General features: G+C 67.7%; 23 protein-coding genes and 2 pseudogenes. 10 read left to right on the top strand and 15 right to left on the bottom strand.

Annotated features, from left to right (window positions below; all coding sequences use genetic code 11):
- From araH to mpl, 14 genes and pseudogenes are all read right to left on the bottom strand, one after another.
- A pseudogene (araH, locus tag AP428_RS00385) lies at nucleotides 1-648 on the bottom strand (L-arabinose ABC transporter permease AraH); the annotation flags it as partial.
- A gap of 77 nt (nucleotides 649-725) precedes the next feature.
- Nucleotides 726-2,237, bottom strand: a complete 1,512-nt coding sequence (gene araG / locus AP428_RS00380) for an L-arabinose ABC transporter ATP-binding protein AraG (protein WP_011544546.1) — start codon at nucleotides 2,235-2,237, stop codon at nucleotides 726-728.
- Nucleotides 2,238-2,304: 67 nt separating this feature from the next.
- Nucleotides 2,305-3,300 carry an arabinose ABC transporter substrate-binding protein gene (locus AP428_RS00375; RefSeq protein WP_011544545.1) on the bottom strand — a complete coding sequence of 332 codons (996 nt, stop codon included), beginning with the start codon at nucleotides 3,298-3,300 and terminating at the stop codon, nucleotides 2,305-2,307.
- Between the two features lie 111 nt (nucleotides 3,301-3,411).
- Nucleotides 3,412-4,191, bottom strand: coding sequence for an SDR family oxidoreductase (locus AP428_RS00370; RefSeq protein ID WP_041489153.1), 780 nt, complete (start codon nucleotides 4,189-4,191; stop codon nucleotides 3,412-3,414).
- Nucleotides 4,191-4,868, bottom strand: a complete 678-nt coding sequence (locus AP428_RS00365) for a 2-dehydro-3-deoxy-6-phosphogalactonate aldolase (protein ID WP_054927342.1) — start codon at nucleotides 4,866-4,868, stop codon at nucleotides 4,191-4,193. The genes AP428_RS00370 and AP428_RS00365 overlap by 1 nt, the downstream gene beginning before the upstream one ends.
- Before the next feature lie 22 nt (nucleotides 4,869-4,890).
- The gene (locus AP428_RS00360) at nucleotides 4,891-5,916 is read right to left on the bottom strand and encodes a 2-dehydro-3-deoxygalactonokinase (protein ID WP_006476960.1); all 1,026 of its coding nucleotides are present in this window, start codon (nucleotides 5,914-5,916) and stop codon (nucleotides 4,891-4,893) included.
- Complete coding sequence (locus tag AP428_RS00355; RefSeq protein ID WP_011694140.1) at nucleotides 5,913-6,812, bottom strand: IclR family transcriptional regulator; 900 nt, start codon at nucleotides 6,810-6,812, stop codon at nucleotides 5,913-5,915. Before AP428_RS00355 ends, AP428_RS00360 begins: the two co-directional genes overlap by 4 nt.
- Before the next feature lie 349 nt (nucleotides 6,813-7,161).
- Nucleotides 7,162-7,563 carry an EF-hand domain-containing protein gene (locus AP428_RS00350; protein WP_011544541.1) on the bottom strand — a complete coding sequence of 134 codons (402 nt, stop codon included), beginning with the start codon at nucleotides 7,561-7,563 and terminating at the stop codon, nucleotides 7,162-7,164.
- Between the two features lie 79 nt (nucleotides 7,564-7,642).
- Complete coding sequence (locus AP428_RS00345) at nucleotides 7,643-9,253, bottom strand: S10 family peptidase (RefSeq protein ID WP_011544540.1); 1,611 nt, start codon at nucleotides 9,251-9,253, stop codon at nucleotides 7,643-7,645.
- A gap of 423 nt (nucleotides 9,254-9,676) precedes the next feature.
- Nucleotides 9,677-10,414: a monofunctional biosynthetic peptidoglycan transglycosylase gene (gene mtgA, locus AP428_RS00340; RefSeq protein WP_011544539.1), complete on the bottom strand. Its 738-nt coding sequence runs from the start codon at nucleotides 10,412-10,414 to the stop codon at nucleotides 9,677-9,679.
- A gap of 14 nt (nucleotides 10,415-10,428) precedes the next feature.
- Nucleotides 10,429-11,295: a shikimate dehydrogenase gene (gene aroE, locus AP428_RS00335; protein ID WP_011544538.1), complete on the bottom strand. Its 867-nt coding sequence runs from the start codon at nucleotides 11,293-11,295 to the stop codon at nucleotides 10,429-10,431.
- Nucleotides 11,292-13,376 carry a ribonuclease catalytic domain-containing protein gene (locus tag AP428_RS00330; RefSeq protein WP_054927341.1) on the bottom strand — a complete coding sequence of 695 codons (2,085 nt, stop codon included), beginning with the start codon at nucleotides 13,374-13,376 and terminating at the stop codon, nucleotides 11,292-11,294. Before AP428_RS00330 ends, aroE begins: the two co-directional genes overlap by 4 nt.
- An 80-nt stretch (nucleotides 13,377-13,456) precedes the next feature.
- Entirely contained in the window at nucleotides 13,457-14,026 is a 570-nt protein-coding gene (locus tag AP428_RS00325) for a YqiA/YcfP family alpha/beta fold hydrolase (protein ID WP_011544536.1), read from the bottom strand.
- Complete coding sequence (gene mpl, locus AP428_RS00320; RefSeq protein ID WP_053525984.1) at nucleotides 14,023-15,408, bottom strand: UDP-N-acetylmuramate:L-alanyl-gamma-D-glutamyl-meso-diaminopimelate ligase; 1,386 nt, start codon at nucleotides 15,406-15,408, stop codon at nucleotides 14,023-14,025. The genes AP428_RS00325 and mpl overlap by 4 nt, the downstream gene beginning before the upstream one ends.
- Before the next feature lie 246 nt (nucleotides 15,409-15,654).
- Between mpl and AP428_RS00315 the strand changes: the two genes are divergently transcribed.
- The gene (locus AP428_RS00315) at nucleotides 15,655-16,299 is read left to right on the top strand and encodes a hypothetical protein (protein ID WP_011544534.1); all 645 of its coding nucleotides are present in this window, start codon (nucleotides 15,655-15,657) and stop codon (nucleotides 16,297-16,299) included.
- Between the two features lies 1 nt (nucleotide 16,300).
- Here AP428_RS00315 and AP428_RS34410 read toward each other — a convergent pair.
- Nucleotides 16,301-16,903, bottom strand: a pseudogene (locus tag AP428_RS34410) (RNA-guided endonuclease InsQ/TnpB family protein); the annotation flags it as partial.
- 38 nt (nucleotides 16,904-16,941) lie between these two features.
- On the opposite strand from AP428_RS34410, the gene AP428_RS00310 reads away from it, so the two are divergent.
- The 9 genes from AP428_RS00310 to AP428_RS00270 all read left to right on the top strand — a co-directional run bounded on the left by AP428_RS00310 (nucleotide 16,942) and on the right by AP428_RS00270 (nucleotide 24,578).
- The gene (locus AP428_RS00310; protein ID WP_171984255.1) at nucleotides 16,942-17,493 is read left to right on the top strand and encodes a TlpA disulfide reductase family protein; all 552 of its coding nucleotides are present in this window, start codon (nucleotides 16,942-16,944) and stop codon (nucleotides 17,491-17,493) included.
- Nucleotides 17,494-17,687: 194 nt separating this feature from the next.
- Nucleotides 17,688-18,140 carry a type II 3-dehydroquinate dehydratase gene (aroQ, locus tag AP428_RS00305; RefSeq protein ID WP_011544531.1) on the top strand — a complete coding sequence of 151 codons (453 nt, stop codon included), beginning with the start codon at nucleotides 17,688-17,690 and terminating at the stop codon, nucleotides 18,138-18,140.
- Nucleotides 18,141-18,206: 66 nt separating this feature from the next.
- Nucleotides 18,207-18,680 (top strand): acetyl-CoA carboxylase biotin carboxyl carrier protein, encoded by a 474-nt coding sequence (gene accB, locus AP428_RS00300; protein ID WP_006476971.1) that lies wholly within the window; start codon nucleotides 18,207-18,209, stop codon nucleotides 18,678-18,680.
- An 87-nt stretch (nucleotides 18,681-18,767) separates the two neighbouring features.
- Entirely contained in the window at nucleotides 18,768-20,135 is a 1,368-nt protein-coding gene (gene accC / locus AP428_RS00295) for an acetyl-CoA carboxylase biotin carboxylase subunit (RefSeq protein WP_011544530.1), read from the top strand.
- A 2-nt stretch (nucleotides 20,136-20,137) separates the two neighbouring features.
- Entirely contained in the window at nucleotides 20,138-21,040 is a 903-nt protein-coding gene (gene prmA, locus AP428_RS00290; RefSeq protein WP_011544529.1) for a 50S ribosomal protein L11 methyltransferase, read from the top strand.
- Between the two features lie 45 nt (nucleotides 21,041-21,085).
- Nucleotides 21,086-22,486 (top strand): zinc-ribbon and DUF3426 domain-containing protein, encoded by a 1,401-nt coding sequence (locus AP428_RS00285; RefSeq protein ID WP_011544528.1) that lies wholly within the window; start codon nucleotides 21,086-21,088, stop codon nucleotides 22,484-22,486.
- A gap of 71 nt (nucleotides 22,487-22,557) precedes the next feature.
- Nucleotides 22,558-23,061, top strand: a complete 504-nt coding sequence (gene tpx, locus AP428_RS00280; RefSeq protein ID WP_006476975.1) for a thiol peroxidase — start codon at nucleotides 22,558-22,560, stop codon at nucleotides 23,059-23,061.
- Between the two features lie 85 nt (nucleotides 23,062-23,146).
- Nucleotides 23,147-24,085 carry a carbohydrate kinase family protein gene (locus tag AP428_RS00275; protein WP_006476976.1) on the top strand — a complete coding sequence of 313 codons (939 nt, stop codon included), beginning with the start codon at nucleotides 23,147-23,149 and terminating at the stop codon, nucleotides 24,083-24,085.
- Between the two features lie 19 nt (nucleotides 24,086-24,104).
- Nucleotides 24,105-24,578, top strand: coding sequence for a glycine zipper 2TM domain-containing protein (locus tag AP428_RS00270; RefSeq protein WP_006476977.1), 474 nt, complete (start codon nucleotides 24,105-24,107; stop codon nucleotides 24,576-24,578).
- The last annotated feature ends 121 nt before the right edge of the window (nucleotides 24,579-24,699 follow it).

The following is a 24,699-nucleotide window of genomic DNA, read 5'->3' as shown; positions in this document are numbered from 1 at the left end:
GCCGCCGATCGCGAGCGTGTTGCGGCCGTACACCGTCTGGTTCAGCAGCACGCCGAAGCCGATGAAGCACAGCAGCGTGACCCAGATCGGCAGCGACACGCCGAACATCGACAGCCCGCCGAGCGCGATGAAGGTATCCGACGACACGCCGACCGCCTGCCCCTTCGACACGATGAAGCCGAGCCCGCGCACGATCTCCATCGTCGCGAGCGTCGTGATCAGCGCGTTGATGCGCAGGTACGCGATCACCGCGCCGTTCACGAAGCCAATCGCGGCGCCGGCCGCGACCGCCGCGACGATCGCGACGAACGTGTTGTCGGTCGCGTTCAGCACCATCGCGCACAGCACGCCCGAGAACGCGACGGTCGAGCCGATCGACAGGTCGAAGTCGCGCGACGCCAGGCAGAACATCATCGTGCACGCGACCATGCCGATCTGCGAGATCGACAGCGCGAGGCCAAGCATGTTGTCGATCGAGAAGAAGTGATCGACGGTCAGCGACATCGTGATGAACATCACCGCGAAGATCGCGATCAGGCTGTATTCGGTCAGATGCTGCCACCACTTCTGGCGGTCGCTCTGCTGCGGAACCAGCGCGTCGGCCGACGGCTTCCCGGCGGCGCTGGCAAGGTTTTCGTTGACTTGCATGGTGTGTCTCCTGCTCCTGCATCGCGCGGCCCGCGCCGCGCGTGTTCGATTCGAATGTTCCGGTGTATCCGGTTGCGTCAGGCCGCCTCGACCGCGCTCGTCTGCGGCAGCGCGAGGTTCAGCACCGCATGTTCGTTCGCGTCGGCGCGCGGCAGCTCGCCGGCGATCCGGCCTTCGCGCATCACGACGATGCGGTCGGACACGCCGAGCACTTCCGGCAGTTCCGACGACACCATCACGATCGCGCAGCCGCGCTCCGCGAGCCGGTAGATCACGTCGTAGATCTCGTGCTTCGCGCCGACGTCGATCCCGCGCGTCGGCTCGTCGAGGATCACGACCTTCAGGTCGGGCTCCGCGAGCCAGCGCGACAGGATCGCCTTCTGCTGGTTGCCGCCCGACAGGAAGCGGATCTTCTGGCGCCGGTTCGGCGTCTTGATCTTCAGCCGCTGGATGAAGCGGTCGGCCGTTTCGCTTTCGGTCTTGCCGTTGATGAACAACCCCGCACGCAGCGAATGGCGGCGGCAGCTGATGTTGATGTTCTCGGCGACCGACGCGATCGCGATGATCCCTTCTTCCTTGCGGTCCTCCGGGCACAGCACGATGCCGTGGCGGATCGCGTCGCCGGTGCGCTTCACGTCGATGCGCTTGCCGTCGAGCGTCAGCGCGCCCGCGCGCCGGCGGTCCGCGCCGTACACGAGCCGCATCAGCTCGCTGCGGCCCGCGCCGACGAGCCCGAAGAAGCCGACGATCTCGCCCGCGCGCACCGAGAAGCTCGCCGGTTCGCGCAGCGCCGGGCCGTCGACGCCTTCGGCGGAAAACCGCACGTCGCCGAGCGTGCGCGGCGCGTAATGGTAGATGTCCGCGATCTCGCGCCCGACCATCTCGGCGACGAGTCGCTCGCGCGGCACGTCGGCCAGCGCGTCGTGCGACGCGATCTTGCGCCCGTCGCGGAAGATCGTGCACGCGTCGCACAGCCGGTAGATCTCGTCCATCCGGTGCGAGATGTAGATCAGCGCGCGGCCCTGCGCGCGCAGATCGTCGACCAGCTTGAACAGCACTTCCGTCTCGCGATGCGACAGCGAACTCGTCGGTTCGTCGAGCGCGATCACGCGGGCGTTGCGCATCAGCGCCTTGCAGATCTCGACCATCTGCCGCTGCGCGATCGACAGCCGCCCGAGCCGCGCGTCAGGATCGAGATCGACGCCCATCTCGGCGAGCCGCTCGCGCACGTAACGCTTCGCCTCGCGTTTCTTGACCCAGCCGAACGCGTTCGGCAGGCGGCCGAGCAGCAGGTTCTCCGCGACCGTCAGGTCGGGCACGTACTGCAATTCCTGGTGAATCACCGCGATGCCGGCCGCGATCGACGCGGCCGCATTCGCGAACTGCACGGGCCGGCCGTCGACCAGCACGCTGCCCGCATCGGGCTGGTATTCGCCGCCGAGAATCTTCAGCAGCGTCGACTTGCCCGCGCCGTTCTCGCCCATCAGGCCATGCACCTCGCCCGCATGCACGTCGAACGAAATGCCGTCGAGTGCGCGCACGCCGGGAAATACCTTGCCGATATTGTCAAAACGCAGTGCCGCTGACACGTCGTCTCCCCACTTCCAGATCGATCGACCGCCGGCCGCCGCATCGCCGCGGCAGCCGGCGGGCCGCTTACTTCGACGCGAGCCCCATCTCCTCGCGCACCTTCGCCACGTTGTCGCGCGTCGCCAGCATGCCGGTCGTCAGCGTCAGCGGCGGCGGCGCCTTGCCCTGCGTGATCCACGTGTACATCAGGTCCGAGGTTTCCTCGCCGTGGCGCTTCGGGCTGATGATCACGGTGCCGTAGAAGCCCGTCGGCTGCGGCTTCTTGAACTCGTTCAACGCCGAATCGGAACCGCCGATGCCGATGCCGATCATGTTGTCGGCCTTGAAGCCGCGCCCTTCCGCCGCGCGCACCGCGCCGAGCACGGCCTCGTCGTTCAGGCCGTACGCGACCCAGTGCTTGAACTGCGGGTTCTTCGTGAGCGCGATGTTCGCCGCGTTGAACGCGTTCTCCGTATCGGTCTTCGCCTGCGGCGCCGCGATCACGTTCGCCTTCGGGAAGCCGGCGGCGACCAGCGCGTCGGTCGCGCCGCTCGTGCGGTCGTGCGCGGTCGGCAGTTGCTCGTAGGTGATGTCGATCGCGCCGACGTCCTTCATGTCCCAGCCGCGCTTCTTGATCTCGGCCGCGATGCCGTCGCCGACCTGCTTGCCGATGTTGTACGCGGAAATCCCCATGTGCGGCACCGACTCGATCGGCTTGCCTGCGCCGTCGACGAGGCGGTCGTCGACCGTCATCATCTTCAGGTTGTGCGACTTCGCCTTCGCAACGATGCCCGGCCCGAGTTTCACGTCGGGCGTGCAGATGATGAAGCCCTGCGCCTTCTGCGCGGACAGGTTGTCGATCGCGCTCATCACCTTCTCGCCGGACGGCGCGCCGATCTTCACGAGCGTGAAGCCCTTCTGCTTCGCGGCGATCTCGGCGAATTTCCACTCGTCCTGGAACCACGGCTCTTCCGGCTGCTTCACCAGGAAGCCGATCTTGACCGGGTCGGCCGCGTGCGCGACCGGGCTGCCCATCACCACCGCCGCCGCGGCGGCCAGCGTTACGAACGTTCTGCGTTTCATCTCCAGTGTCTCCTTGTTTTCATCGAACAGGATGCAGCCGCTTGTTGGTTTCGACGCAGCGTGCGCGCGGCCGTCGCACGTGCGGTCTTTCGAATCGTTACGTCAATCGTGTCAGTCGTGATACAGCGCCGCGCGCCCGCCATCGACGGTGATGCACGTAGCATTGATGAACGGCGCCTCGTCGGACGCCAGGAACACGGCCGTCATCGCGACCTCCTCCGGTTTCCCGATCCGCTTCATCGGCTGCAGCGCGAGCGTCTCCGCGCGCGCGGCGGCCGGATCGGGCTGCGCGTCCCACCAGTCGCGCGTCAGCTGCGTCTCGATGTAGCCCGGCGCGATCGCGTTCACGCGCACGTTGCGCGCCGCGTATTCGATGCCGAGCGCGCGCGTGAGACCGAGCACGCCGTGCTTCGCGACCGGGTACGGAAAGCAGCCCGGGATGATCCTGAATGCATGCGTCGACGCGATGTTCACGATGCTGCCGCGGCCGCGCTCGAGCATGCCCTCCAGCGCCGCGCGGCAGCCGTGCCACACGCCGTCGAGATCGACCGCGAAGCAGCGCCGCCAGTCGTCGTCGGTCATCGTCAGCGGATCGGCGAACACGTTGATGCCCGCGTTGTTCACGAGCACGTCGAGCGGGCCGAACGTCGCTTCCGTCCGCGCGAGCGCCTCGCGCACCGCCTGCTGCTGCGCGACATCGGCCTGCAGCGGCAGCACGCGCGCGCCGTCGCATTCGTGTGCGATCGCGGCGGCCGTGTGCTGCGCCTGCGGGAAGTCGAGATCGACGAGCGCGACGGCCGCGCCTTCGCGCACGAACGCACGCGCGATCGCGGCGCCGATGCCGCGGCCCGCGCCCGTCACCATCGCGACCTTGCCCGCGAGGCGGCCCATCATGCGGCTCCGCCGCGCGCGACGCGCAAGCCGGCCTGGAACGCACGCGCATGCGCCGCGGTCGTGTCCGCCGACTGGCCGGGGCGGTACAGCGCCGAGCCGAGCCCGAAGCCGTTCGCGCTGGCGTCGAGGAACGGCTGCATGTTGTCCAGCGAAATGCCGCCGACCGGAATCAGCGGCACCGCGCGGTCGATCACCGCGCGCCAGGCCTTCACGACCGTCACGCCGAGCTGTTCGGCCGGGAACATCTTCAGCACGTCGGCGCCGTTCGTCAGCGCCGCGAACGCTTCGGTCGGCGTCGCGACGCCCGGCGCGCTCGCCAGCCCGCGCTCGCGGGCGCGGCGGATCACGGCCGCGTCGCTGTGCGGCATCACGATCAGCGCGCCGCCCGCGTCCTGCACGCGGTCGACGTACTCGGCGCGCAGCACGGTGCCCGCGCCGACGATCATGTCGTCGGGCAATGCCCGGCGCAGCGCCGCGATGCTGTCGAACGGATCGGGCGAGTTGAGCGGCACCTCGACGATCCGGAAGCCGGCTTCGTACAGCGCGCGGCCATGGTCGGCCGCTTCGGCGGGCGTGATGCCGCGCATGATCGCGATCAGCGGACACGCGTCGAACGCGCGCATCAAGGCGGCGTGGGGCGTGTACGGCGCGGGCAATGTCAGGTCGGACGGCATCGAGAATTCCTCTGCAAGCAGTTCATTGATCGGCGCAGACGGGCTCGCCGTCCGCGCGCACGAGCCCGGCGCGCGACGCGATCCGCCACAGGCCCAACTCGGTCGCATGCGCGGCGACACGCGCATGCGCATGGCCGAATACCCGGAGCGCATCGACGTAGCGCGAACACAAGCCGTCGTCGCCGATCAGCAGCAGCGGCTGGTCCGCGAGCGCGATGCCGCGCTCCGCGAGCATCGCGTCGAGCGCATTGAGCTCGTGACCGATCAGTAGGCCGGACAGGTAGTCGCCCTGCGCATCGGGCGCGAGCCGGTCGGTCAGCCCCAGCGTGCGCGTGCTGAAAATCGTCGCGAGCAGCCCCGTGTGCCGCGCGCCGCGTGCGACCGATACGCCGCGCACGAACGCGTCACGATCGGGGGACGCCCCCGTGCGCATCGTGCGGCCGAGGATCGTGTGATCGCGTAGCACCGCGAACAGCTCGCCCGTCATGAAGGTCTGGAAGCGCTCGATCAGTCCGTCCTTCACCCACGCCCATTTCGCATGCGTGCCCGGCAGGCCGATCAGTACCCCTGAACGATCGGCGCCAAGCGTGGGATCGCTCGCGAGCGCACCGACGATCTGCGTTTCTTCGCCGCGCATCACGTCGGGCAATTCGCCCGTCGCGATCACGCCCGGCACGATCGAGACCGTCGCGCCGCGCGCCGTCGTCACGGTGATGAGGCCCGCGACAAGCGCGTCGGCGCCGGCCGGCACCGCGACGTACGGCGCCTCGCGCCAGCCCTGCGCGCTGCCGACCATCCCGGCGGCAAGCACCGGCAGGCCGGGCGTACGGTCGAGCCAGTCGCCGCACGCTTCCTCGAACACCGCGTCGAACGCGCGCGCGCCCCCGCCCGGCACGTGCATCACGCCGGCCGGCCGGCTGCGCGTGTCGATCGGCACGCCGTGCGCGTCGTACAGATACGCGCGCAGCGACGTGGTGCCCCAGTCGAGCGCGATCAGCGACGGGGAGGCGGAACTGGCATCCGGAGCGGGCCGGGTCGAAGTCGTCATCGTTTGATCCTGCGGGTACCCTGCGGCGGGCTCCAGCCCAGTTCCGCGGAAATGGCTCGCGCTTCGCGCTGCACGAGCGGAATCAGTTCGTCCATGCGGTCGTGCGGCATGTACGGAATCGTGCTCGCGACCGACACCGCCGCGACGATCGCGCCCGACGCGTCGCGGATCGGCGCGGCCACGCAGCGGATCGACGCCTCGTTTTCCTCGAGATCGAACGTATAGCCGCCGGCCGCGTAGTGGGCCATGCGCTGCAGGAACGCGCTCGTCTCGGGCCGGTTGTCGGGCTTGAAGTTGACGCCGGCCAGCGCGCGCCGCGCGGCTTCGAACAGCGAGCGCCACAGGTCCGGATCGAGGTCGAGCATCATCGCCTTGCCGATGCCGGTCGACGCGAGCGGCATCCGGTGGCCGACGCGCGAGCGCATCTCGAGGCCGCGCGTACCGGGAATCTTGTCGATGTACAGCACGTCGTCGCCGTCGCGCACGCCGAGATGGATCGTGTCGAGCGTCGCTTCCGCGAGCGCCTCGAGATGCGGACGCGCCACCGCGGTGAGCGGCATCTGCTCGAGCGCGATCGTGCCGAGCTCGATCAGCTTCGGGCCGAGCAGGTAGCCGCCCTGCACCTGGCGCAGATAGCGCGCCTGCACGAGGCTGCTGACGAGCCGGTGCGTCGTGCTGCGCGTCGTGCCGAGCGCGGCGCCGATCGCGCGCATGTCGCGCGCGCCATTGGCGATCGCCTCGAGGATCGCGAGGCCGCGCAGCAATGTCTGCGTGCCGGCCTGCTGCGCGGCGAGGTCGAGCGGCGTGCTGGTCGCGCCGATGCTGTCGGTCAGCGACGTATCGGCCGGCATCGCGCGCCGGGCGTCGAGGGCAAGAGAGTCTGGCATCTTGGTCATGGGACGGGGCTTCTTCAACGGAATCGGTGAAGCCGCTCGCGCGGCGCCGGAACTGCGTCCGATGCGGCGGCGTGGCGGCGGTCGATGCACCGAGTAAAGCGCCCGGCGAACTTCATGGAAGGTGTCTCCGTGTGCGACGGGCGCCGCGCGATGCGTGGGTCCGAAGCTGTCGATGTGCTTCGGATTGTAGGAGCGCACGCACTCGTCTCCAATATTTGAATGCGTTGTCCAGATAATGAGAATACCGACGCGATTGGCCGCGGGTTCGACACGTCGGCCGCGCCATGCGCACGGGGGCGGAACCCGCCTGCCGCAGGTTCCGCCCCCGTTTGCTCGCCGCGTGCGGCGCTTACTGCTGGCTCGTGCTGCTGCGCGCCTGCATGTAGCGCTGTACGTCGGCGAACGACACGCGGCCGTTGCCGCTCGCGTCGATCTGCCGGAAGTGGTTCGCGACATAGCCGAGGCCGGCCGCGCGCGCCTGCGACTCGGTGATCGCCCCCGTGTTCTGCGTGTCGGCCGCGCTGAACTGCCGCGCGAGCTTGCGCACCACCTGCGCATGCAGCGCGGCGCCGGTCGTCTGCGTGCCGGCGGTCGCGTGGCGCGCGGCCGGCGGCACGTACGGATCGCCGAGCTGCGCCTGGCGCGCACGCGCCGGCGCGGCGGCGTCGCTCGCCTGCGCGAACGCGGAGAGGGATGCTGCGGCGCCGACGCATGCGAGCGCCGCGGCAACGACGATGAAACGATTCTTCATGTCAGGCTCCAGTCTGGAATGAGGTCGTCGACGGCCGGCGAGCGGCGCCGCGGAGGGCGCCTGTCGCCGGCCGGGCGCATCAGTGCGCGGCCGCGCTGTAGAAGGTCACGAGGTCGGCTTTCTCCTGCGGACGCGACGTATCGTCGAGATAGACCATGTGCCCGCCCTGATAGTCCTTGATCGTCAGGTTCGGTTGCGTGCCGAGCCGCGCGAGGTCGAGCTCGGTCTGGTAGAACGGCGTCGCGATGTCGTGATACCCGTTCAGCGACAGCACCTTCAGCTGCGGATTCAGCGTCAGCGCCGCGGCCAGGTCGGGGATCGTGTCGGGCATCGCGAGGCCGTCGTGCGTCCAGTCCCACGTGTTGATCGCATTGCTGCTTACCGAGTAGGCCGACTGCGCGGTGTACTTCAGCTCGTTCGGCAGGTAGCTGCCGATCGTGTCGGTGAACGGTTTCGTGATGAACGAGCTGGACGGATCGCCGTCGGCCGCGAGCGGGCTCGACACCGGCACGTTCACGCGTGCGTCGTAGCGGCCGATCAGCGTGCCCGGCACCAGCGACAGCTGGAAGCTGTTGTCGAAGAAGGTCGGGACCACGTTGAAGTCCGCATTCCACAACGCCTGCTTCACGCCGGTCGAATTCGCCATCGTCGTGACGAGATTCGGCGGCGGCGGCGTGTGGCTCGCGAGGTACGCGTTCACGGCCGGCGCGTAGCTGCCGGCCGTCAGCAGGCGCATCTGGTCCGCATACTGCGGCAGGTTCGACGGGTTCGGGTTGTCGAGCTGGTAATACGCGCCGACCGTGCCGTACGACGGCACGAAGCCCGCGCAGCTCACCGGGCTCGCGCCGTTGTTCGAGTTGCCGACATAGTCGCTCGCCATGTCGCAGTTCGTGTTGTAGTTCAGGATCGACGACTGCAGCACGATGCCGTCGAGCTTCACGCCGGCCGTCTCGAGCAGGTTCGCGAGCACGTCGGTGCGCGGCGTGCCGTACGACTCGCCGAACAGGTATTTCGGCGAAGCGCTGCGCTGGTTCACGCTCAGGTAGCGCGTCACGAAATCGCGGAACGCGCCGGCGTCCTGATCGACGCCCCAGAACGTCTGGTTCGTGTTCGGCGCGACCGCTTCGGAGAAGCCGGTGCCGATCGCATCGACGAACACGAGGTCGGTCGTGTCGAGCAGGGTTTCCTGGTTGTCGACGAACGGGAACGTCGACGTGTTCGCGTTCGGGTCGCCGGTCTGGATCCGGCGCGGGCCGAACGAGCCGAGGTGCAGCCACACCGAGGCCGAACCGGGGCCACCGTTGTACAGGAACGTGACGGGCCGCTTCGCCGCGGGCTGGTTGTCGGCCGTGTAGGCGACGTAGAAGAACGAGGCTTCGGGCGCGCCCGTCTGCGGATTGCGGGCGACGAGGTGGCCGGCGGTGGCCGTGTACCGGATCGTCTTGCCGTTCAGCGTGATCTGATGGTGCGTGACGGCGGCCTTCTCGACCGCGGCGGATGCGTCGAGCGACGCGTTCGCACTCGACGAATAACTGTTCGGATCGTTGTACGCGCGGTCGACCTGACCGGCAGGATCGGCTGAATTCGCGGCGCTCGCTGCAGACGACGACGTCACGTCGTCATTGCAGGCCGTCAGAATCAGCGAAGAACACACCACTCCCAACAACAGCTTCGCTTTGCTCGCTGGCATCGTTGCGTTCCTTCTTCTCGGATGTTTTTTGTGTCGAGCAGCCGGATAAGCCACCCCCCGCCTCGATTGCGGCCGATGAGCCGAGGCGCTGGCCAATATACGCGAGCCGATCAGCTTTGAAAAATTTGGAAATATTTCGCACGCAAGCGGTGCAGCGCACACCTTTCAGGAATGCTTCGATTCGTGAAACGTTTGCATTTCACGTCGCTTTCAGCGACTTTCGCGTTTACCCGCAGCGGCTAAAAATGCACGGATTTCGTGCGATGCCGGTCAACAAAATCGCGCGGTCGCCGGTATTGCTCAGCAAAGCGAAATAGACGGATTCGTCTAACGGATGTGACCCGAAATGGTCGCGACACGCATGCGCTGCAGCGCACCAATCGTGCCTCGACGGCGGAATGGACAATGCAGCAGCGCTGCCGCTCACTCCGATTGCGGCAACTCGGCCGCGCCCATCCGGCGCGCGATGACCGCCGCGCGCTGGGCCTGGTAGGCCGAGCCGCGATGCGCATCGAACCAGCGCGGCTTCGGCAGCATCACCGCGAGACGCGCCGACTGCCACGCGCCGAGCCGGCTCGCGGGAATCTTGTAGTAATAGCGTGCGGCCGCTTCGGCGCCGTACACGCCGCGCCCCCATTCGACCGAATTCAGGTAGATCTCGAAAATGCGCTCCTTGTCGAGCACCGTTTCGAGCATCCACGTGATGATCAGCTCCTGCCCCTTGCGGATGTAGCTCTTCTCGCGCGACAGGAACAGGTTGCGGGCGAGCTGCTGCGTGATCGTCGAACCGCCCGCGACGATCCTGCCGCGCGCCTTGTTCTTCTCCCACGCCTGCAGGATTGCGTCGACGTCGTAGCCGTTGTTGGTCGCGAAGGTCGAATCCTCGGACGCGATCAGCGCGCGCTTCAGGTTGCGCGAGATCTGGTCGTACGGCACCCACTGGTGCCGGATCTGCGCGGGCGGCGTGTCGCGCGACAGCCACCACGCGTCGGTGCGCATGAACGCGGTCGAGCCCGGGTTCACGAACAACCACAGCGCGATCTGCGCGAGATAGAACAGCTGCGTCGCGAGCCATGCGCCCGCGAACACCGAGCCCGCGTAGACGGCCCAGCGAGCGAGGCTCACCGTCCGCGTGCGCTGCGTGCCGCTCACCGCCACCACGTGCCGCGCTCCGTTCAGCTCGCCGCGAGCGCCTGGCGCAGCGCGGCCAGCACCGGTGCGCCGTCCGGCCGCACGCCGCGCCAGATGAAGAACGACTCGGCCGCCTGCTCGACGAGCATCCCGAGACCGTCGGCCGTGCGCGCGCCGAGCGATGCCGCGTGCTGCATGAACACGGTCGGCTGCGCGCCGTACATCATGTCGTACGCGAGCGTGCCGGCGCCGAACGCGGCTGCGTCGCATTCCGGCAGCGCGGCATCGAGGCTGCCGGCCGTCGCATTGATCACCACGTCGTAGGGCTCCGCCCGCACGACGCCGGGGCCACCGCCCGCGAGCGTGCAGCCCGCATCGTGCGCGGCCTGCATGAACTGACCGACGAGCGCTTCGGCCTTGCTCGCAGTGCGGTTGACGATTGCGATCGACAGCGGTGCGCGGTCGAGCAGCGGCAGCACGACGCCGCGCGCGGCGCCGCCCGCGCCGAGCAGCAGGATGCGCGCGCCGGCGAGCGACACGCCGAGATTCGCTTCGATGTCGCGCACGAGGCCGACGCCGTCGGTGTTGTCGCCGTGGATGCGGCCGTCGGCGTCGATGCGCAGCGTGTTCACCGCGCCTGCGGCCGCCGCGCGCGGCGACAGCGTGTCGGCGAGCGCATGCGCGTCGAGCTTGAACGGCACCGTCACATTCGCGCCGCGGCCGCCTTCGGCGACGAACGCGCGCACGGCCGCCTCGAAACCATCGACCGGCGCGAGCCGGTGCGTGTACTCGATCGGCTCGCCGGTCTGCGCGGCGAACTGCGCGTGGATGAACGGCGACTTGCTGTGCGCCACCGGGTTACCGAACACGACATAGCGGTCGGCGCCGCTCGTCGACGCAACTGCGTTCATGATGCGCGCCCCGTTTCGCCGTCGTTGCCGCTCGCGGCTTCGCCGCCCTCCGCCGTCGCGTCGCCCGATTCGGCCAGCGCTTCGGCCTCGGCTTGCGCCGATGCGTCTTCCGCGTCGACCAGCGTGTCGTCGCCGCCTTCGGCGTCATCCTCTTCGTCGGCCGCGTCGCCGCTCGTCACGGTCGGCGCGTCGAGCACGTTCAACAGGCGCACCGACGCCTCGATCGTCAGCTCGTCGAGCGACATCACGTCGAGCAGCACGCGCGTGCCGCGCGCATGCACGCCGAGGCCCGGCACGTGCAGCAGCAGCGGGATTTCCTCCAGGCGCACGAGATCGCCCTTCACGACGCTCGCGACGACCTGTTTCTTCTGCTCCTGCTTGAGCCAGCGCAGGCACCAGAAATATTCCATCCGGCGCTGGTAGTCGGCGTAGGCCGTGTACGTATCGTCGAAGCCCTGCACGACCGCGTAGAGATCGGCGTCCTTCGGCTTGAACGGCGCGGCGAGCTTCGCGGTGACGCCGTGCTGCACGCACGCGAGCAGTTGCCACTGGTTCACGAGGTCGACGTAGCGGCGCAGCGGCGACGTGCTCCACGCGTACTGCGCGACGCCGAGGCCTTCGTGCGGCGCGGCCGTCGTCTGCATCCGCGTGCGCTTCGGGCCCGGCGCGCCGAAGCCGCGCTGCGAGCGGTAGATGCCCGGCACCGTGTGGTCGTGCAGGAACGCGCCCCAGGTCGAGTTCGCGAGAATCGCGAGCTCCGACACGATCAGGTCGAGCGGCGAGCCGCGGCGGCGCGGCGTGATCGTCACGTGCTCGCCTTCGACGTAGAAGTTGTAATCGGTGTTGCGCTGCACCTCGCGCTTCAGCCCGTAGCCCGCGCGCGCGACCTGGCGCTTCTCGAACAGCGCCTGCGCGAGCGGCCACAGCACGGCGATGTCGTCCTTGTGCGGATAGTCGCCGGTGCCGGCCGCGAGCGTCTCTTCGGTGACCAGCTCGTCGAGCGTGTTGTGGCGCAGGTTGTTCTTCACGAACACGAGCTCGGCACGCGTCTCGTTCGCGACGATGTCCTGCGTCTCGCGGTTGACGATGATGTACAGCGACAGCGCCGGGCGGTAATCGCCCTCTTTCAGCGTGAACACGTCGACGACGTCGTCCGGCAGCATCGTGATCTTGTCGCCCGGCATGTAGACCGTCGACAGGCGCGCGCGCGCGATCGCGTCGACCGGATCGCCGCGCACGATGCCGAGCGCCGGCGCCGCGATGTGCACGCCGATCCGCACCCGGCCGTCGGACAGGTGCTCGACCGAGAACGCGTCGTCGATTTCGGTGGTCGTGACGTCGTCGATCGAGAACGCCTCGACGTTCGCGCGGGGCAGGTCGTCCGGCAGCGGGCCGACCGTGACGGGTGGAAAGCCCGTGCCATGCGGAAAGAATTCCGCGAGGAAGCGCGCTTCGTGCAGCGCGCGCGGCGACTCGATGCCGCCGCAGTCGAGCATCAGCCGCGCCGGCGACACGCCGCGCGCGCCGGCCGCCGCTTCCATCGCCTTGTATTCGATCGAATTCTTGTCCGGCCGCGTCAGCAGCCCGAGCACCTTGCCCGCGAACGCTTCCGGCAGCTTGCCGGCCTTCAGTTCCTCTTCATACTGCGCCTGCACCAGCGCCTGCTGGCGCTTGCGCTCGAGCGATGCGAGCGCCATCTTGAGCTGCTCTTCCGGCGCCCGCTGGTACTGGCCGCGCCCCTTGCGGCGGAAATAGACGGGCGAGCCGTGCAGCCGCAGCACCAGCGCCGCGCGCTCGACCGGGCCGTACGTCGCGCCGAAGTACTCGGCGGCCAGCGCCGTGTACGCGAACTCGTCGGCCGGCGCGCATTCCCACAGGAAGTCCAGATCGATCTGCTGCGCGGCCGTGTCGGCCTCCTGCATCAGTTCGCCCGCGGCCGGCTTGTCGAATTCGATCAGCACGTCTTTCGCGCGCACCTTCGCCCGCCGCCCGCCGGGCAACTCGACCTGAAATGCGTCGCCCTGGCGCGACAGCACGCTGCCCGCCTTGAAACTGCCCGATTCCTCGAAGAAAACGTTCACTCAGTACTCTCGTTCAGACTGCCGGGCGCCGCGTCAGCGGCGCCGCATGATGATGGGAATTCGATCGGCACGCGGCCGGTTTAAGACGTCTTTCCGTCGCAAAACGCGAGAACGTCGTCGACATAGTCGGCAAATTCGCTGATCCCGTGATCGCTGCCGTCGATCACGCGAGTTTTCGCGCGCGGGTAGTGGGCGAGCATCTCGCGGTAATCGAGCACTTCGTCGCCGGTCGCCGCGAACAGATAGTAGCGGTCGGCGCGCGTGATCGCCGGCACGCGCAGCGCGTCGAGTTCGTGCAGGTGACGGCGCTCGACGACAATCGTGCCGCCGCCGTGCCACAGCGACTGTTCGCCCAGATACTGTTCGAGATCGCGCTGCGGCACGATGGCCGGATTCAGCAGCACGGCCTTCCAGCCATGCTTTTCGGCGAGCCACGTCGCGTAATAACCGCCGAGCGAGCTGCCGATCACGGTGACGTCGCGTGCGCCCGCGACCTCGGCTTCCGCGACGGCGATCGCCTCGAGCGGCGATACCGACAGCGACGGGCACCGCCACTCGCCGGTGCGGCCGAGTTCGGCCATGCGCGCGGCGAGCAGTCGCGACTTCTGCGATTCCGGCGACGACCGGAAGCCGTGCAGATACAGGATCACGGGCGGCTCCCGAGCGCATCGAGCAGCTTCTGGTGCACGCCGCCGAAGCCGCCGTTGCTCATCACGAGCACGTGATCGCCCGGACGCGCGGCCTCGACCACCGCCTTCACCAGCAGATGCAGATCGTCGAAGGCGCGTGCGCGGTCGCCGAGCGGCGCGAGCGCTTCGGCGAGATTCCAGCCGAGCGCATCGCGCCCGGTCGGCGCGCCGTAGCCGAACACGAGATCGGCATCGGCGAGGCTCGCCGGCAACTGCGACTTCATCACGCCGAGCTTCATCGTGTTCGAGCGCGGCTCGAGCACGGCGAGGATGCGGGCATTCTGGCGGCCGATGCGCGCACGAAGGCCGGCGATCGTGGTGTCGATCGCGGTCGGATGGTGCGCGAAGTCGTCATAGACGGTCACGCCGTCCACGCTGCCGCGCACTTCCATGCGGCGCTTCACGTTGCGGAACGAGGCGAGCGATTCGGCCGCCTGCGCTGGCGGCACGCCGACGTGGCGCGCGGCGGCGATCGCCGCGAGCGCGTTCATCCGGTTGTGGTCGCCCTGCACCTGCCATGCGACTTCGCCGACGCGCCCGGCATGCGAATACACCGCGAAGCGTTCGTCGACCGGCACGCCGTCCTCGGCCGGCAGCGCCTGCCAGCCGCCGTCGACGCCGAAGCGTTCGACCTCGCTCCAGCAGCCGCGCGCCAGCACGCGCTCGAGCGCGTCCGAGCGGCCGTTCGTGACGATCCGCCCGACGCCGGGCACGGTGCGCACCAGATGATGGAATTGCGTTTCGATCGCGGCAAGATCGGGGAAGATGTCGGCGTGATCGAATTCGAGGTTGTTCAGCACCGCGGTGCGCGGCCGGTAGTGCACGAACTTCGAGCGCTTGTCGAAGAATGCCGTGTCGTACTCGTCGGCCTCGATCACGAAGAAGCTCGAATCGGTGAGCCGCGCGGACACGCCGAAGTTCAGCGGCACGCCGCCGATCAGGAAGCCCGGATTGAGACCTGCGTCTTCCAGCAGCCACGCGAGCATCGACGATGTGGTCGTCTTGCCGTGCGTGCCCGCGACCGCGAGCACCCATTTGCCGGCCAGCACGTGCTCGCCGAGCCACTGCGGGCCCGACACGTAAGGCAGGCCGCGATCGAGAATCGCCTCCATCAGCGGATTGCCGCGCGTGACGACGTTGCCGATCACGAACAGGTCCGGCTTCAGGTCGACCTGCTCGGCGCCGTAGCCCTCGATCAGCGTGATGCCCTGCGCCTCGAGCTGCGTGCTCATCGGCGGATAGACGCCCGCGTCGCAACCCGTCACCGTGTGGCCCGCCTCGCGTGCGAGTACGGCGAGACCGCCCATGAAGGTGCCGCAGATGCCAAGAATGTGGATGTGCATAGAGGAATGCTTTCGCGCCGCCGGGCGCCGTCGATTCGGAAAGGATGCGTGTGTGTCGCGCCGGACGGGCCGTGCGGCCGGCGTCCGGCCCACGACTTTGCCGCGACACAAAGAACACTATTGTAACTGACGGCCTGCGATGCCCGGCGGCCCGAACGATGCGCGCGAACGGCGTCGGCACCGTCGGGCGGCGGGCCGCCGCACCCGTGCTCGGGCGCCGCGACGATCGAGTATGATTGCCGGATCATGTCTCGCAAACCTCTTGTCGACCCGCGGCGCGTCCGCGAGGAAATCGCCCAGTCCGCCGCCCGCCTGATCGCGGAGGACGGCCTGGACTACGCCGGCGCGAAACGCAAGGCCGCGCGCCAGTTGCTGGGCGATTCGCGCGTTGCCGGCGAATGGCTGCCGGATAACGACCAGATCGAGGAAGAACTGCGCGAGTATCTGTCGCTGTTCCAGAGTGACACGCAGCCGGACGAACTGCGCCGCCTGCGCGAGATCGCGCTCGACTGGATGCGCCGGCTCGCCGAGTTCCATCCTTATGTGACGGGCGCCGTGCTGAACGGCACCGCGAACGCGCATTCGGATATCCATTTGCAGGCATTCACCGACAACCCGAAGGACGTCGCGATCTACCTGCTGAACCAGAACGTCCAGTACGACGTATCCGAGACGCGGCATTTCGCGGGCCGCGGCGACGTCGAGACGCTCAGTTTCCTGTGGCGCCCGCGGCGCGACGTGGACGCGATCGGCATCCATCTCGCGCTGTATGCGAGCGACGACCTGCGCGGCGCGGTGAAGGCCGACGCGCGCGGCCGCGTTGCCCGCGCGGACGCCGCCGCACTGCGCGCGCTCGTCGAGGCAGGCCAGGCCCCTTCCGAACCGGAATGATTCAACGTTGACGTCCTCCTCCGCCCAAAAGGCAGAGGATTCCCACACCTGGCGATGCACGTCCGCATCGGAGAATGTTCAGCGCAGCGTTGGTATCTCGATCATGCTCGACACCACAGTCACTGCAGACCCACTCCCTTATTCTCAGTCCCGCGATACCTTTCGGCCGCGTCGTGCTGTCTTTCGACCCGCACGCCGAGCAGAACTGGGTCGAACCGCTTTCGTCGACTTCCTCGAACAGGGCCCCGTGCGCGATCGCTTTGTAGCGGAGCTTGTTTCGGAAGGACGACCAGGATGCGTCGTAGACGCTCTTCGCCATCCTGGTTCTGGCGAGTTTGACGGCAGATACGTTGCCAACCGCGATGTAATCGAAGCGCCGCACCAGATCGAGCGCGAGCTTATGCTGGAAATCGACACGGGCATTTGCCATCTTGGCGTGCAACTTCGCGCTATGCCGCTTGTGCTTTCGCGCCCGTTGCGCTTTCGCCAGCTTTTCCGCCGCTCGTCGACCGAACGGGTCATTGGGCAGCTTCTCGCCGGTCGAAAGTGTGGCGAAGGTGATCCTAACCCGTGGAAGAAGCTGCCTGTCAACCCCACTCCTTTCCTTCCCGCCATCAATGGCGGGGTTTCTCGGAGCAAATTCTGATGATGAAACGCATGTTGGCGCTCGCGGTGGTCGCGGCCGCCGCCGTCGCCGGCGGGATTGCCGCCGGCCACTGGTTCCGCGGCACGGCCGACGACGGCGTCGCCGTCGCGGCGCCGGCCGCCCACGGCAACCCGGTCGACCAGCTGTGGGCGTCGTCGCTCACCGGCGTCGACGGCAAGCCGGCCACGCTGGCCGCCTTCAAGGGCCAGAAAGTCGTCGTCAACTTCTGGGCGTCGTGGTGCGGCCCGTGCGTCGAGGAGATGCCCGAGCTCGTCGCGCTGTCGCATCAGTACAAGCAGAAAGGCATCCGTTTCGTCGGGATCGGCGTCGATTCCGAGCAGAACGTGAAGAACTTCCTGCAGAAGGTGAAGGTCGACTATCCGGTCTTCATCAGCGGCTATGCGGGCGCCGATCTGGCCCGTAATTTCGGAAATACCGCCGGCGCGCTGCCGTTTACCGTCGTCATCGACGAAACCGGCAAGATCCGTGAGACAAAATTAGGACAAATCCAACCGGCCGAGCTGAAAAAGACGCTCGACGCGCTGTAATCGGCCTGAACGGCAGCCTGCGCGTTCGCGGCGATTTGCAGGTCGATCGCCGCAATTTCGCGTGAATTCGCCGATACTTTGCATCCGCACCGGTAATTCTTGCAGGTCCGGCGCACGTGGCCGTTCGGCAAAACTAGACAAATTTCTCTAAATAGCGCTAAAGTTCGCGCAATTCCGCAGAAATAGAAGCGACCATGACACGATTGCTGGTGCTGCACGGCCCCAACCTGAACCTTCTCGGCACCCGGGAACCGGAGGTGTACGGCCGCGTCACGCTCGCGCAGATCGATCAGGCGCTTGCCGCGCGCGCCCGGGAAACCGGCGCCGACCTGTCGTCGTTCCAGAGCAACCATGAAGGCGCGCTGGTCGACCGCATCCAGGCCGCGCGGGAGGAACAGACCGATTTCATCCTGATCAATCCGGCCGCGTATACGCATACGAGCGTTGCGATCCGGGACGCGATCGCCGGCGTTGGCATCCCGTTCGTCGAGGTTCACCTGTCGAACGTGCATCGCCGCGAAGCGTTCAGGCACCACTCCTACTTTTCCGACCAGGCCGAAGGCGTGATTTGCGGGCTCGGCTGGAAAGGTTATCTGTACGCGCTCGAGTACGCGCTGGACAAGCTGCAAGGCGCGTCGCGCGGCTGATTTCGCGATCTAGATTCAGCGCCGGCCCCTAACCGGCGCTTTCACGTATTGAAAGGGGAATTCCCGATGGATCTTCGTAAGCTGAAAACTCTGATCGACCTCGTTTCCGAATCCGGCATCTCCGAGCTGGAAGTGACGGAAGGCGAAGGCAAGGTGCGCATCGTCAAGAACGCGCCGCCGGTCTACGTGCAGCCGACGGCTGGGTATGCCCCGCAAGTCAGCGCGCCGGCGCCGTCGGCCGCGCTGCCCACCGACGGCGCCGCCGCACCGGCCGCCGGCGCCGCAGCCGCGCCGGCCGCTCCGCAGGGCCACGTCGTGACGTCGCCGATGGTCGGCACGTTCTATCGCGCGCCGTCGCCGGGCGCCGACCCGTTCGTGCAGGCCGGCGATACGGTCAAGGAAGGCCAGACGATCTGCATCATCGAAGCGATGAAGCTGCTCAACGAGATCGAGTCGGACAAGGCCGGCGTGATCAAGGAAATCCTCGTCGAGAACGGCCAGGCCGTCGAATACGGCCAGCCGCTTTTCGTGATCGGCTAAGCCCGCCGCGCGGCCCTGCCGGCCGCGCGCCGCCGAGATGCTCGCCAGGCGCCGTTCGCGCGCCCCTCGAAGAGACGAATACTCGCTATGTTTGAAAAAATCCTCATTGCCAACCGCGGTGAAATCGCGCTGCGCATCCAGCGCGCGTGCCGCGAACTCGGCGTCAAGACGGTGGTCGTCTACTCGGAAGCCGACAAGGAAGCCAAGTACGTGCGCCTCGCGGACGAAGCCGTCTGTATCGGCCCGGCCCCGTCGAACCTGAGCTACCTGAACATGCCGGCGCTGATCAGCGCCGCGGAAGTCACCGATGCCGAGGCGATCCACCCCGGCTACGGCTTCCTGTCCGAGAACGCCGATTTCGCGGAGCGCGTCGAGCAATCGGGCTTCACGTTCATCGGCCCGCGCCCGGAAACGATCCGCATGATGGGTGACAAGGTCACCGCGAAGCAGACGATGATCAAGACCGGCGTGCCGTGCGTGCCGGGCTCGGAAGGCGCGTTGCCGGACGATCCGAAGGAGATCGTCAAGATTGCGCGCACGATCGGCTATCCGGTCATCATCAAGGCGGCAGGTGGCGGCGGCGGGCGCGGGATGCGCGTCGTGCACACCGAGGCCGCGCTCGTCAACGCGGTCAACATGACCCGCGAGGAAGCCGGCCGTGCGTTCGGCAACCCGCAGGTGTACATGGAGAAGTTCCTCGAGAACCCGCGCCACATCGAGATCCAGGTGCTGTCGGACGCGTACAAGAACGCGATCTGGCTCGGCGAGCGCGACTGCTCGATGCAGCGCCGTCACCAGAAGGTGATCGAGGAAGCGCCGGCGCCCGGCATTCCGCGTCGCCTGATCGACCGCATCGGCGACCGCTGCGCGGACGCATGCAAGAAGATGGGCTACCTCGGCGCGGGCACGTTCGAATTCCTGTACGAGAACGGCGAGTTCTACTTCATCGAGATGAACACGCGCGTGCAGGTCGAGCACCCGGTATCGGAGCTGATCACGGGCGTCGACATCGTGCAGGAACAGATCCGCATCGCGGCCGGCGAAAAGCTCACGCTGCGCCAGCGCGACATCCAGTTCCGCGGACATGCGATCGAATGCCGGATCAACGCCGAAGATCCGTTCAAGTTCACGCCGTCGCCGGGCCGGATCACGTCGTGGCATACGCCGGGCGGCCCCGGCGTGCGCGTCGATTCGCACGCCTACAATGGCTATTTCGTGCCGCCGAACTATGATTCGATGATCGGCAAGCTGATCACCTACGGCGCGACGCGCGAGCAGGCAATCAGCCGGATGCGCATCGCACTGTCGGAAATGGTCGTCGAAGGCATCCAGACCAACATCCCGCTGCACCGCGAGCTGATGATCGACGCGAAGTTCGTCGAAGGCGGCACCAGCATCCACTACCTCGAAAACCGGCTCGCGCAGAAGCAGCAGGTCGCACCGGAAGAAGCGTAAGCATGAGTTATCGCGAACTCGTCGTCGAACTGGCCCGCGAGCATGCGGAGGCCCTGTCCGACGCGCTGCTCGATCTCGGCGCGCTGTCGGTGTCCGTCGAGGATGCCGACGCCGACACGCCCGACGAACAGCCGCTCTTCGGCGAGCCGGGCCTCGTGCCCGATCGCACCGCGTGGCAGCACTCGCGCGTGGTCGCGCTGCTGTCGGCCGACCATGAACCGGCCGTGCTGCTCGCGGCGGCTGCGAACGAGATCGGCCTCGCCGAGACGCCGAAATTCGTCGTGCGTGAAGTCGAGGAGCAGGACTGGGTGCGGCTCACGCAGTCGCAGTTCGAGCCGATCCCGATCGGCGAGCGGATCTGGGTCGTGCCGTCGTGGCACGATGCGCCCGATCCCGATGCGCTCGTCCTCGAGCTCGACCCCGGCCTCGCGTTCGGCACCGGCAGCCACCCCACCACCCGTCTGTGCATGGAGTGGCTCGAGCAGTCGGTGAAGCCCGGCCAGTCGGTGCTCGACTACGGCTGCGGCTCGGGCATTCTCGCGATCCTCGCGAAGAAATGCGGGGCGAACCCCGTGATCGGCATCGACATCGATCCGCAGGCGGTCGAATCGGCGCGCCAGAACAGCGAACGCAATCGGGCGGAAGTCACGTACGGGCTGCCCGATGCGTGCCCGGACGGCGAATTCGACATCGTCGTCGCGAACATCCTGTCGAACCCGCTGAAGCTGATGGCATCGATGCTCGCGTCGAAGGTCAAGCCGGGCGGGCGCATCGCGCTGTCGGGCGTGCTCGCTCGTCAGGCGGACGAAGTGGCGGCCGTTTATGCACGCTACGTCGACATCTCGGTCTGGCGCGAACACGAAGGTTGGGTATGCCTTGCCGGAACCCGCCGCGAAAGCCATTAGAATAGCGCTGTCCTTCACTCTGGCCAGCAGGCCGCCCGGCTCGACATGCTTCTTGCGACGCGCTGCCCTCATTGCGAAACCGTCTTCCGGCTGCAGCAGGAACAGCTCTCGCTGCATCAGGGGCTCGTGCGCTGCGGGCATTGCCACGAAGTCTTCAACGCCGCCGAATCGCTCGTTCCCGAGTACGCGCAGCAGCCCGAACCGGCATTGACCGAACCGGCTGCCGCGCCGGATAGCAGCGACACGCACCAGCAGGCCGCACCGGCCCGGTTGTTCGCCACCGACACGCCGCCCGAATTGCCGACCGGCACCGATTACAAGCCGGAAGGCTGGGACATGTGGGCGCCGTGGCTCGACGCCGGCGTCGATCCGTCGCTGCAGCACAGCGTCGAGACCGTGCGCACCGAGCCGCTGATACCGCTCGCGCTCCCGTCCACGGAAGCCGGCGTCGTTCATCTGTCGGGTACGCCCGCGCCGTTCGCGTCCTCTCCGGCCGAACTCGATTCGTCGACTGCCGTCGAGCAACCGGCGGAACTACATTCGCCGCAGGCGCAACACGCACCGCACGAAACCGAAGAAACCGCGCCGTCGCCCGCGCCGCTCGAGCGCGACCCGCGCGAGCCTCGCTTCGTCGCCCACCTTCCGTCGGAAACCGAAACCGCCGCCGAGCCGGCCGAACCCGTCGTCCCCACGCACTTCGCCGCGCCGGACGACGAACGCGCGCCGCGCGAACCGCGTTTTGCGTTCACGCCCGCACCGGCCGTCACCGAAGCCGAAACCGCATCGGAACCCGGCACCTTCGCCCGACACGACACGGCCCCGCCCGCAGCGGCAGCCGATGAACCGGTCGCGCAACCGGCCGTCCCGCCGGTCGTCCAACCGGCCGTCCCATTCCCCGCCGCACTGTCCGACGACGATCGTCCGCACTTCGCCGTCACGCGCGAGACACGCGCGCCGCAGCGACGCGGGATGCTCGGCGGCTTTTTCGGCGGTCTCGTCGCGGCCGCGCTGGTCGGATTGCTCGCCGCGCAACTGGCGTGGTGGCAACGCGAAACGCTGATGATCTACTGGCCCGTCACGCAAGGCTGGTTCCGGCAGGCCTGCGCGCCGCTCGGCTGCACGGTCACGCCGCCGCGCGCGATCGACGGGCTGCGGCTCGACGCGACCGACCTGCGCCAGCTCGATGGCCCGCGCGAGCTCGAACTGAAGGTGCCGCTGACGAACCGCTACCGCGTCGCGCTCGCGTATCCGTCGGTCGAACTCACGCTGCTCGACGACACCAATCACGTCACCGTGCGCCGCGTGCTCGCGCCGCGCGATTACGTACGCCCGGGCACGCCGATCGACGCCGGGCTGCCGCCCGGCACGACGCAGACGATGGTGGTCCGCCTCGAAACGAACGGCACGCCCGCCTCGAATTTCCGCGTCCAGATCTTCTATCCGTGACGCGTCGCGGCGCGCTTGCGCGCCCGTCTCAACCCGCGCGCCCGAGCGGCGCGCTATTTCGGAGCACGAACATGAGCAAAGTTACGCTGGGTGGCAACCCGATCGATCTCGCCGGCACGTTCCCGGCCGTCGGCGCGCAAGCCGCCGATTTCAAGCTGGTCGGCAAGGACCTCGCCGACCTGTCGCTCGCCAGCTTCGCCGGCAAGCGCAAGGTGCTGAACATCGTGCCGAGCCTCGACACGCCGACCTGCGCGACGTCGACCCGCAAGTTCAACGAAGCCGCGTCGTCGCTCGACAACACGGTGGTGATCGTCGTGTCCGCCGACCTGCCGTTCGCCGCCACGCGCTTCTGCACGACCGAAGGCCTCGCGAACGTCGTGACGGCATCGACGTTCCGCACCGGCCGCGCGTTCGCGAACGCGTACGGCGTCGACGTGACGAGCGGCCCGCTGAACGGCCTGACCGCCCGCGCGGTGGTCGTGCTCGACGCGCAGGACAAGGTGATCCACGCGGAACTCGTCGGCGAAATCAAGGACGAGCCGAACTACGATGCAGCGCTCGCCGCGCTGAAGTAAGCTTTCTTCCGCTTTCCCCTGCCGCGCCGCGCCCTTCGCGCGGCGTCGTCGCGCAGGGCCCCTCATTTCTACAGGAACGCACACCTTGGCTACGCTGATTTGCGGCTCGATCGCCTACGACTCCATCATGACCTTCGAAGGGCGGTTCCGCGAGCACATCCTGCCCGACCAGGTGCACCTCATCAACCTGAGCTTCCTCGTGCCGACGATGCGCCGCGAATTCGGCGGCTGCGCGGGCAACATCGGGTACGCGCTGCATCTGCTCGGCGGCGACGCGCGCATCATGGGCACGATGGGCGCGCTGGATGCGCAGCCGTATCTCGACCGGCTCGACCAGCTCGGCCTGCGCCGCGACCACGTTCGCGTGCTGCCCGATACGTACACCGCGCAGGCGATGATCACGACCGATCTCGACAACAACCAGATCGCGGCGTTCCACCCGGGCGCGATGATGCAGTCGCACCTGAACCACGCGGGCGACGCGCCGGACATCAAGCTCGCGATCGTCGGCCCGGACGGCTTCGACGGGATGGTGCAGCACGTGGAAGAGCTCGCCAAGGCCGGTGTGCCGTTCGTGTTCGATCCGGGCCAGGGTCTGCCGCTGTTCGACGGTGCGACGCTGCGCCGCAGCATTGAACTTGCGACCTACGTAGCGGTCAACGACTACGAGGCCAAGCTGGTGAGCGACAAGACGGGATGGTCCGAAGATGAAATCGCCAGCCGGGTCGACGCCCTCGTCATCACGCGTGGCGAGCACGGCGCGATCATCCGCCACAAGCAGGGCGCGGAGCAGATTCCGGTCGTGCCGGCCGAGCGTATCGCCGATCCGACCGGCTGCGGCGACGCCTTCCGGGGCGGCCTGCTGTACGGCATCGAGCATGGGCTCGACTGGGCAACCACCGGCCGCCTCGCGAGCCTGATGGGCTCGCTCAAGATCGCCCATCAAGGGCCCCAGACTTACGTACTGACGCGCGCCGAAATCGACGCACGCTTCGAGACTGCATTCGGTTACAGTCTCAAATGAATATTGTGGGAGAGCAAAGATGTTGACGAAAAAAACCCTCACGCTCGCGGCCATGCTGACGGCCACGCTGACCCTCGCCGGCTGCTTCACGGCACCCGGTTCGGCGGATGTCTATAGCGTCGGCCAGGCGCAGCGCGAACAGACGGTCCGCATGGGCACGGTCGAAAGCGTGCGTGCGGTGCGCATCCAGTCCGACGGCGGCGGCAGCGCGATCGGCACGCTCGGCGGCGGCGCACTCGGCGCGGTCGCGGGCAGCGCGATCGGCGGCGGCAAAGGCTCGATCCTGACGGCGATTGCCGGCGGCCTCGTCGGTGCGGTCGCGGGTAACGCGGTCGGCGAAAACCTCAGCACGGCGAACGGTGTCGAAATCACCGTGCGCCTCGACAACGGCGATCTGCGCTCGATCACGCAGGCGGCCAGCGGCGAAGCGTTCCGCGCCGGCGAGCGGGTGCGCCTGCTGTCGAGCGGCGGCGTCACGCGCGTCACGCACTAACCGATATCCTCAGCACGCGGCGCAAGCCGCGGTCGAACGCATGTGCGAAGCCGCACATGCGTTTTTTTTCGTCCACGCTCGGGTCGGCGAGCTGATCGGCGCCCCATCGACGACGCGTGCG

The organism is Burkholderia sp. E168m22, from assembly GCF_001319805.1.
Taxonomy (GTDB): Bacteria; Pseudomonadota; Gammaproteobacteria; order Burkholderiales; family Burkholderiaceae; genus Burkholderia; species Burkholderia orbicola.
This window is presented reverse-complemented; position numbering and strand designations above follow the sequence as displayed.

What these genes read in the sequence shown, in the direction of transcription:
- mpl (WP_053525984.1), bottom strand. Translation starts at nt 15,408, where the DNA reads ATGCACATCCACATTCTTGGCATCTGCGGCACCTTCATGGGCGGTCTC.
- AP428_RS00350 (WP_011544541.1), bottom strand. Translation starts at nt 7,563, where the DNA reads ATGAAGAATCGTTTCATCGTCGTTGCCGCGGCGCTCGCATGCGTCGGC.
- AP428_RS00270 (WP_006476977.1), top strand. Translation starts at nt 24,105, where the DNA reads ATGTTGACGAAAAAAACCCTCACGCTCGCGGCCATGCTGACGGCCACG.
- AP428_RS00345 (WP_011544540.1), bottom strand. Translation starts at nt 9,253, where the DNA reads ATGCCAGCGAGCAAAGCGAAGCTGTTGTTGGGAGTGGTGTGTTCTTCG.
- accC (WP_011544530.1), top strand. Translation starts at nt 18,768, where the DNA reads ATGTTTGAAAAAATCCTCATTGCCAACCGCGGTGAAATCGCGCTGCGC.
- AP428_RS00365 (WP_054927342.1), bottom strand. Translation starts at nt 4,868, where the DNA reads ATGCCGTCCGACCTGACATTGCCCGCGCCGTACACGCCCCACGCCGCC.
- AP428_RS00355 (WP_011694140.1), bottom strand. Translation starts at nt 6,812, where the DNA reads ATGACCAAGATGCCAGACTCTCTTGCCCTCGACGCCCGGCGCGCGATG.
- aroE (WP_011544538.1), bottom strand. Translation starts at nt 11,295, where the DNA reads ATGAACGCAGTTGCGTCGACGAGCGGCGCCGACCGCTATGTCGTGTTC.
- AP428_RS00375 (WP_011544545.1), bottom strand. Translation starts at nt 3,300, where the DNA reads ATGAAACGCAGAACGTTCGTAACGCTGGCCGCCGCGGCGGCGGTGGTG.
- AP428_RS00370 (WP_041489153.1), bottom strand. Translation starts at nt 4,191, where the DNA reads ATGGGCCGCCTCGCGGGCAAGGTCGCGATGGTGACGGGCGCGGGCCGC.
- AP428_RS00315 (WP_011544534.1), top strand. Translation starts at nt 15,655, where the DNA reads ATGTCTCGCAAACCTCTTGTCGACCCGCGGCGCGTCCGCGAGGAAATC.
- aroQ (WP_011544531.1), top strand. Translation starts at nt 17,688, where the DNA reads ATGACACGATTGCTGGTGCTGCACGGCCCCAACCTGAACCTTCTCGGC.
- accB (WP_006476971.1), top strand. Translation starts at nt 18,207, where the DNA reads ATGGATCTTCGTAAGCTGAAAACTCTGATCGACCTCGTTTCCGAATCC.
- AP428_RS00285 (WP_011544528.1), top strand. Translation starts at nt 21,086, where the DNA reads ATGCTTCTTGCGACGCGCTGCCCTCATTGCGAAACCGTCTTCCGGCTG.
- AP428_RS00360 (WP_006476960.1), bottom strand. Translation starts at nt 5,916, where the DNA reads ATGACGACTTCGACCCGGCCCGCTCCGGATGCCAGTTCCGCCTCCCCG.
- tpx (WP_006476975.1), top strand. Translation starts at nt 22,558, where the DNA reads ATGAGCAAAGTTACGCTGGGTGGCAACCCGATCGATCTCGCCGGCACG.
- prmA (WP_011544529.1), top strand. Translation starts at nt 20,138, where the DNA reads ATGAGTTATCGCGAACTCGTCGTCGAACTGGCCCGCGAGCATGCGGAG.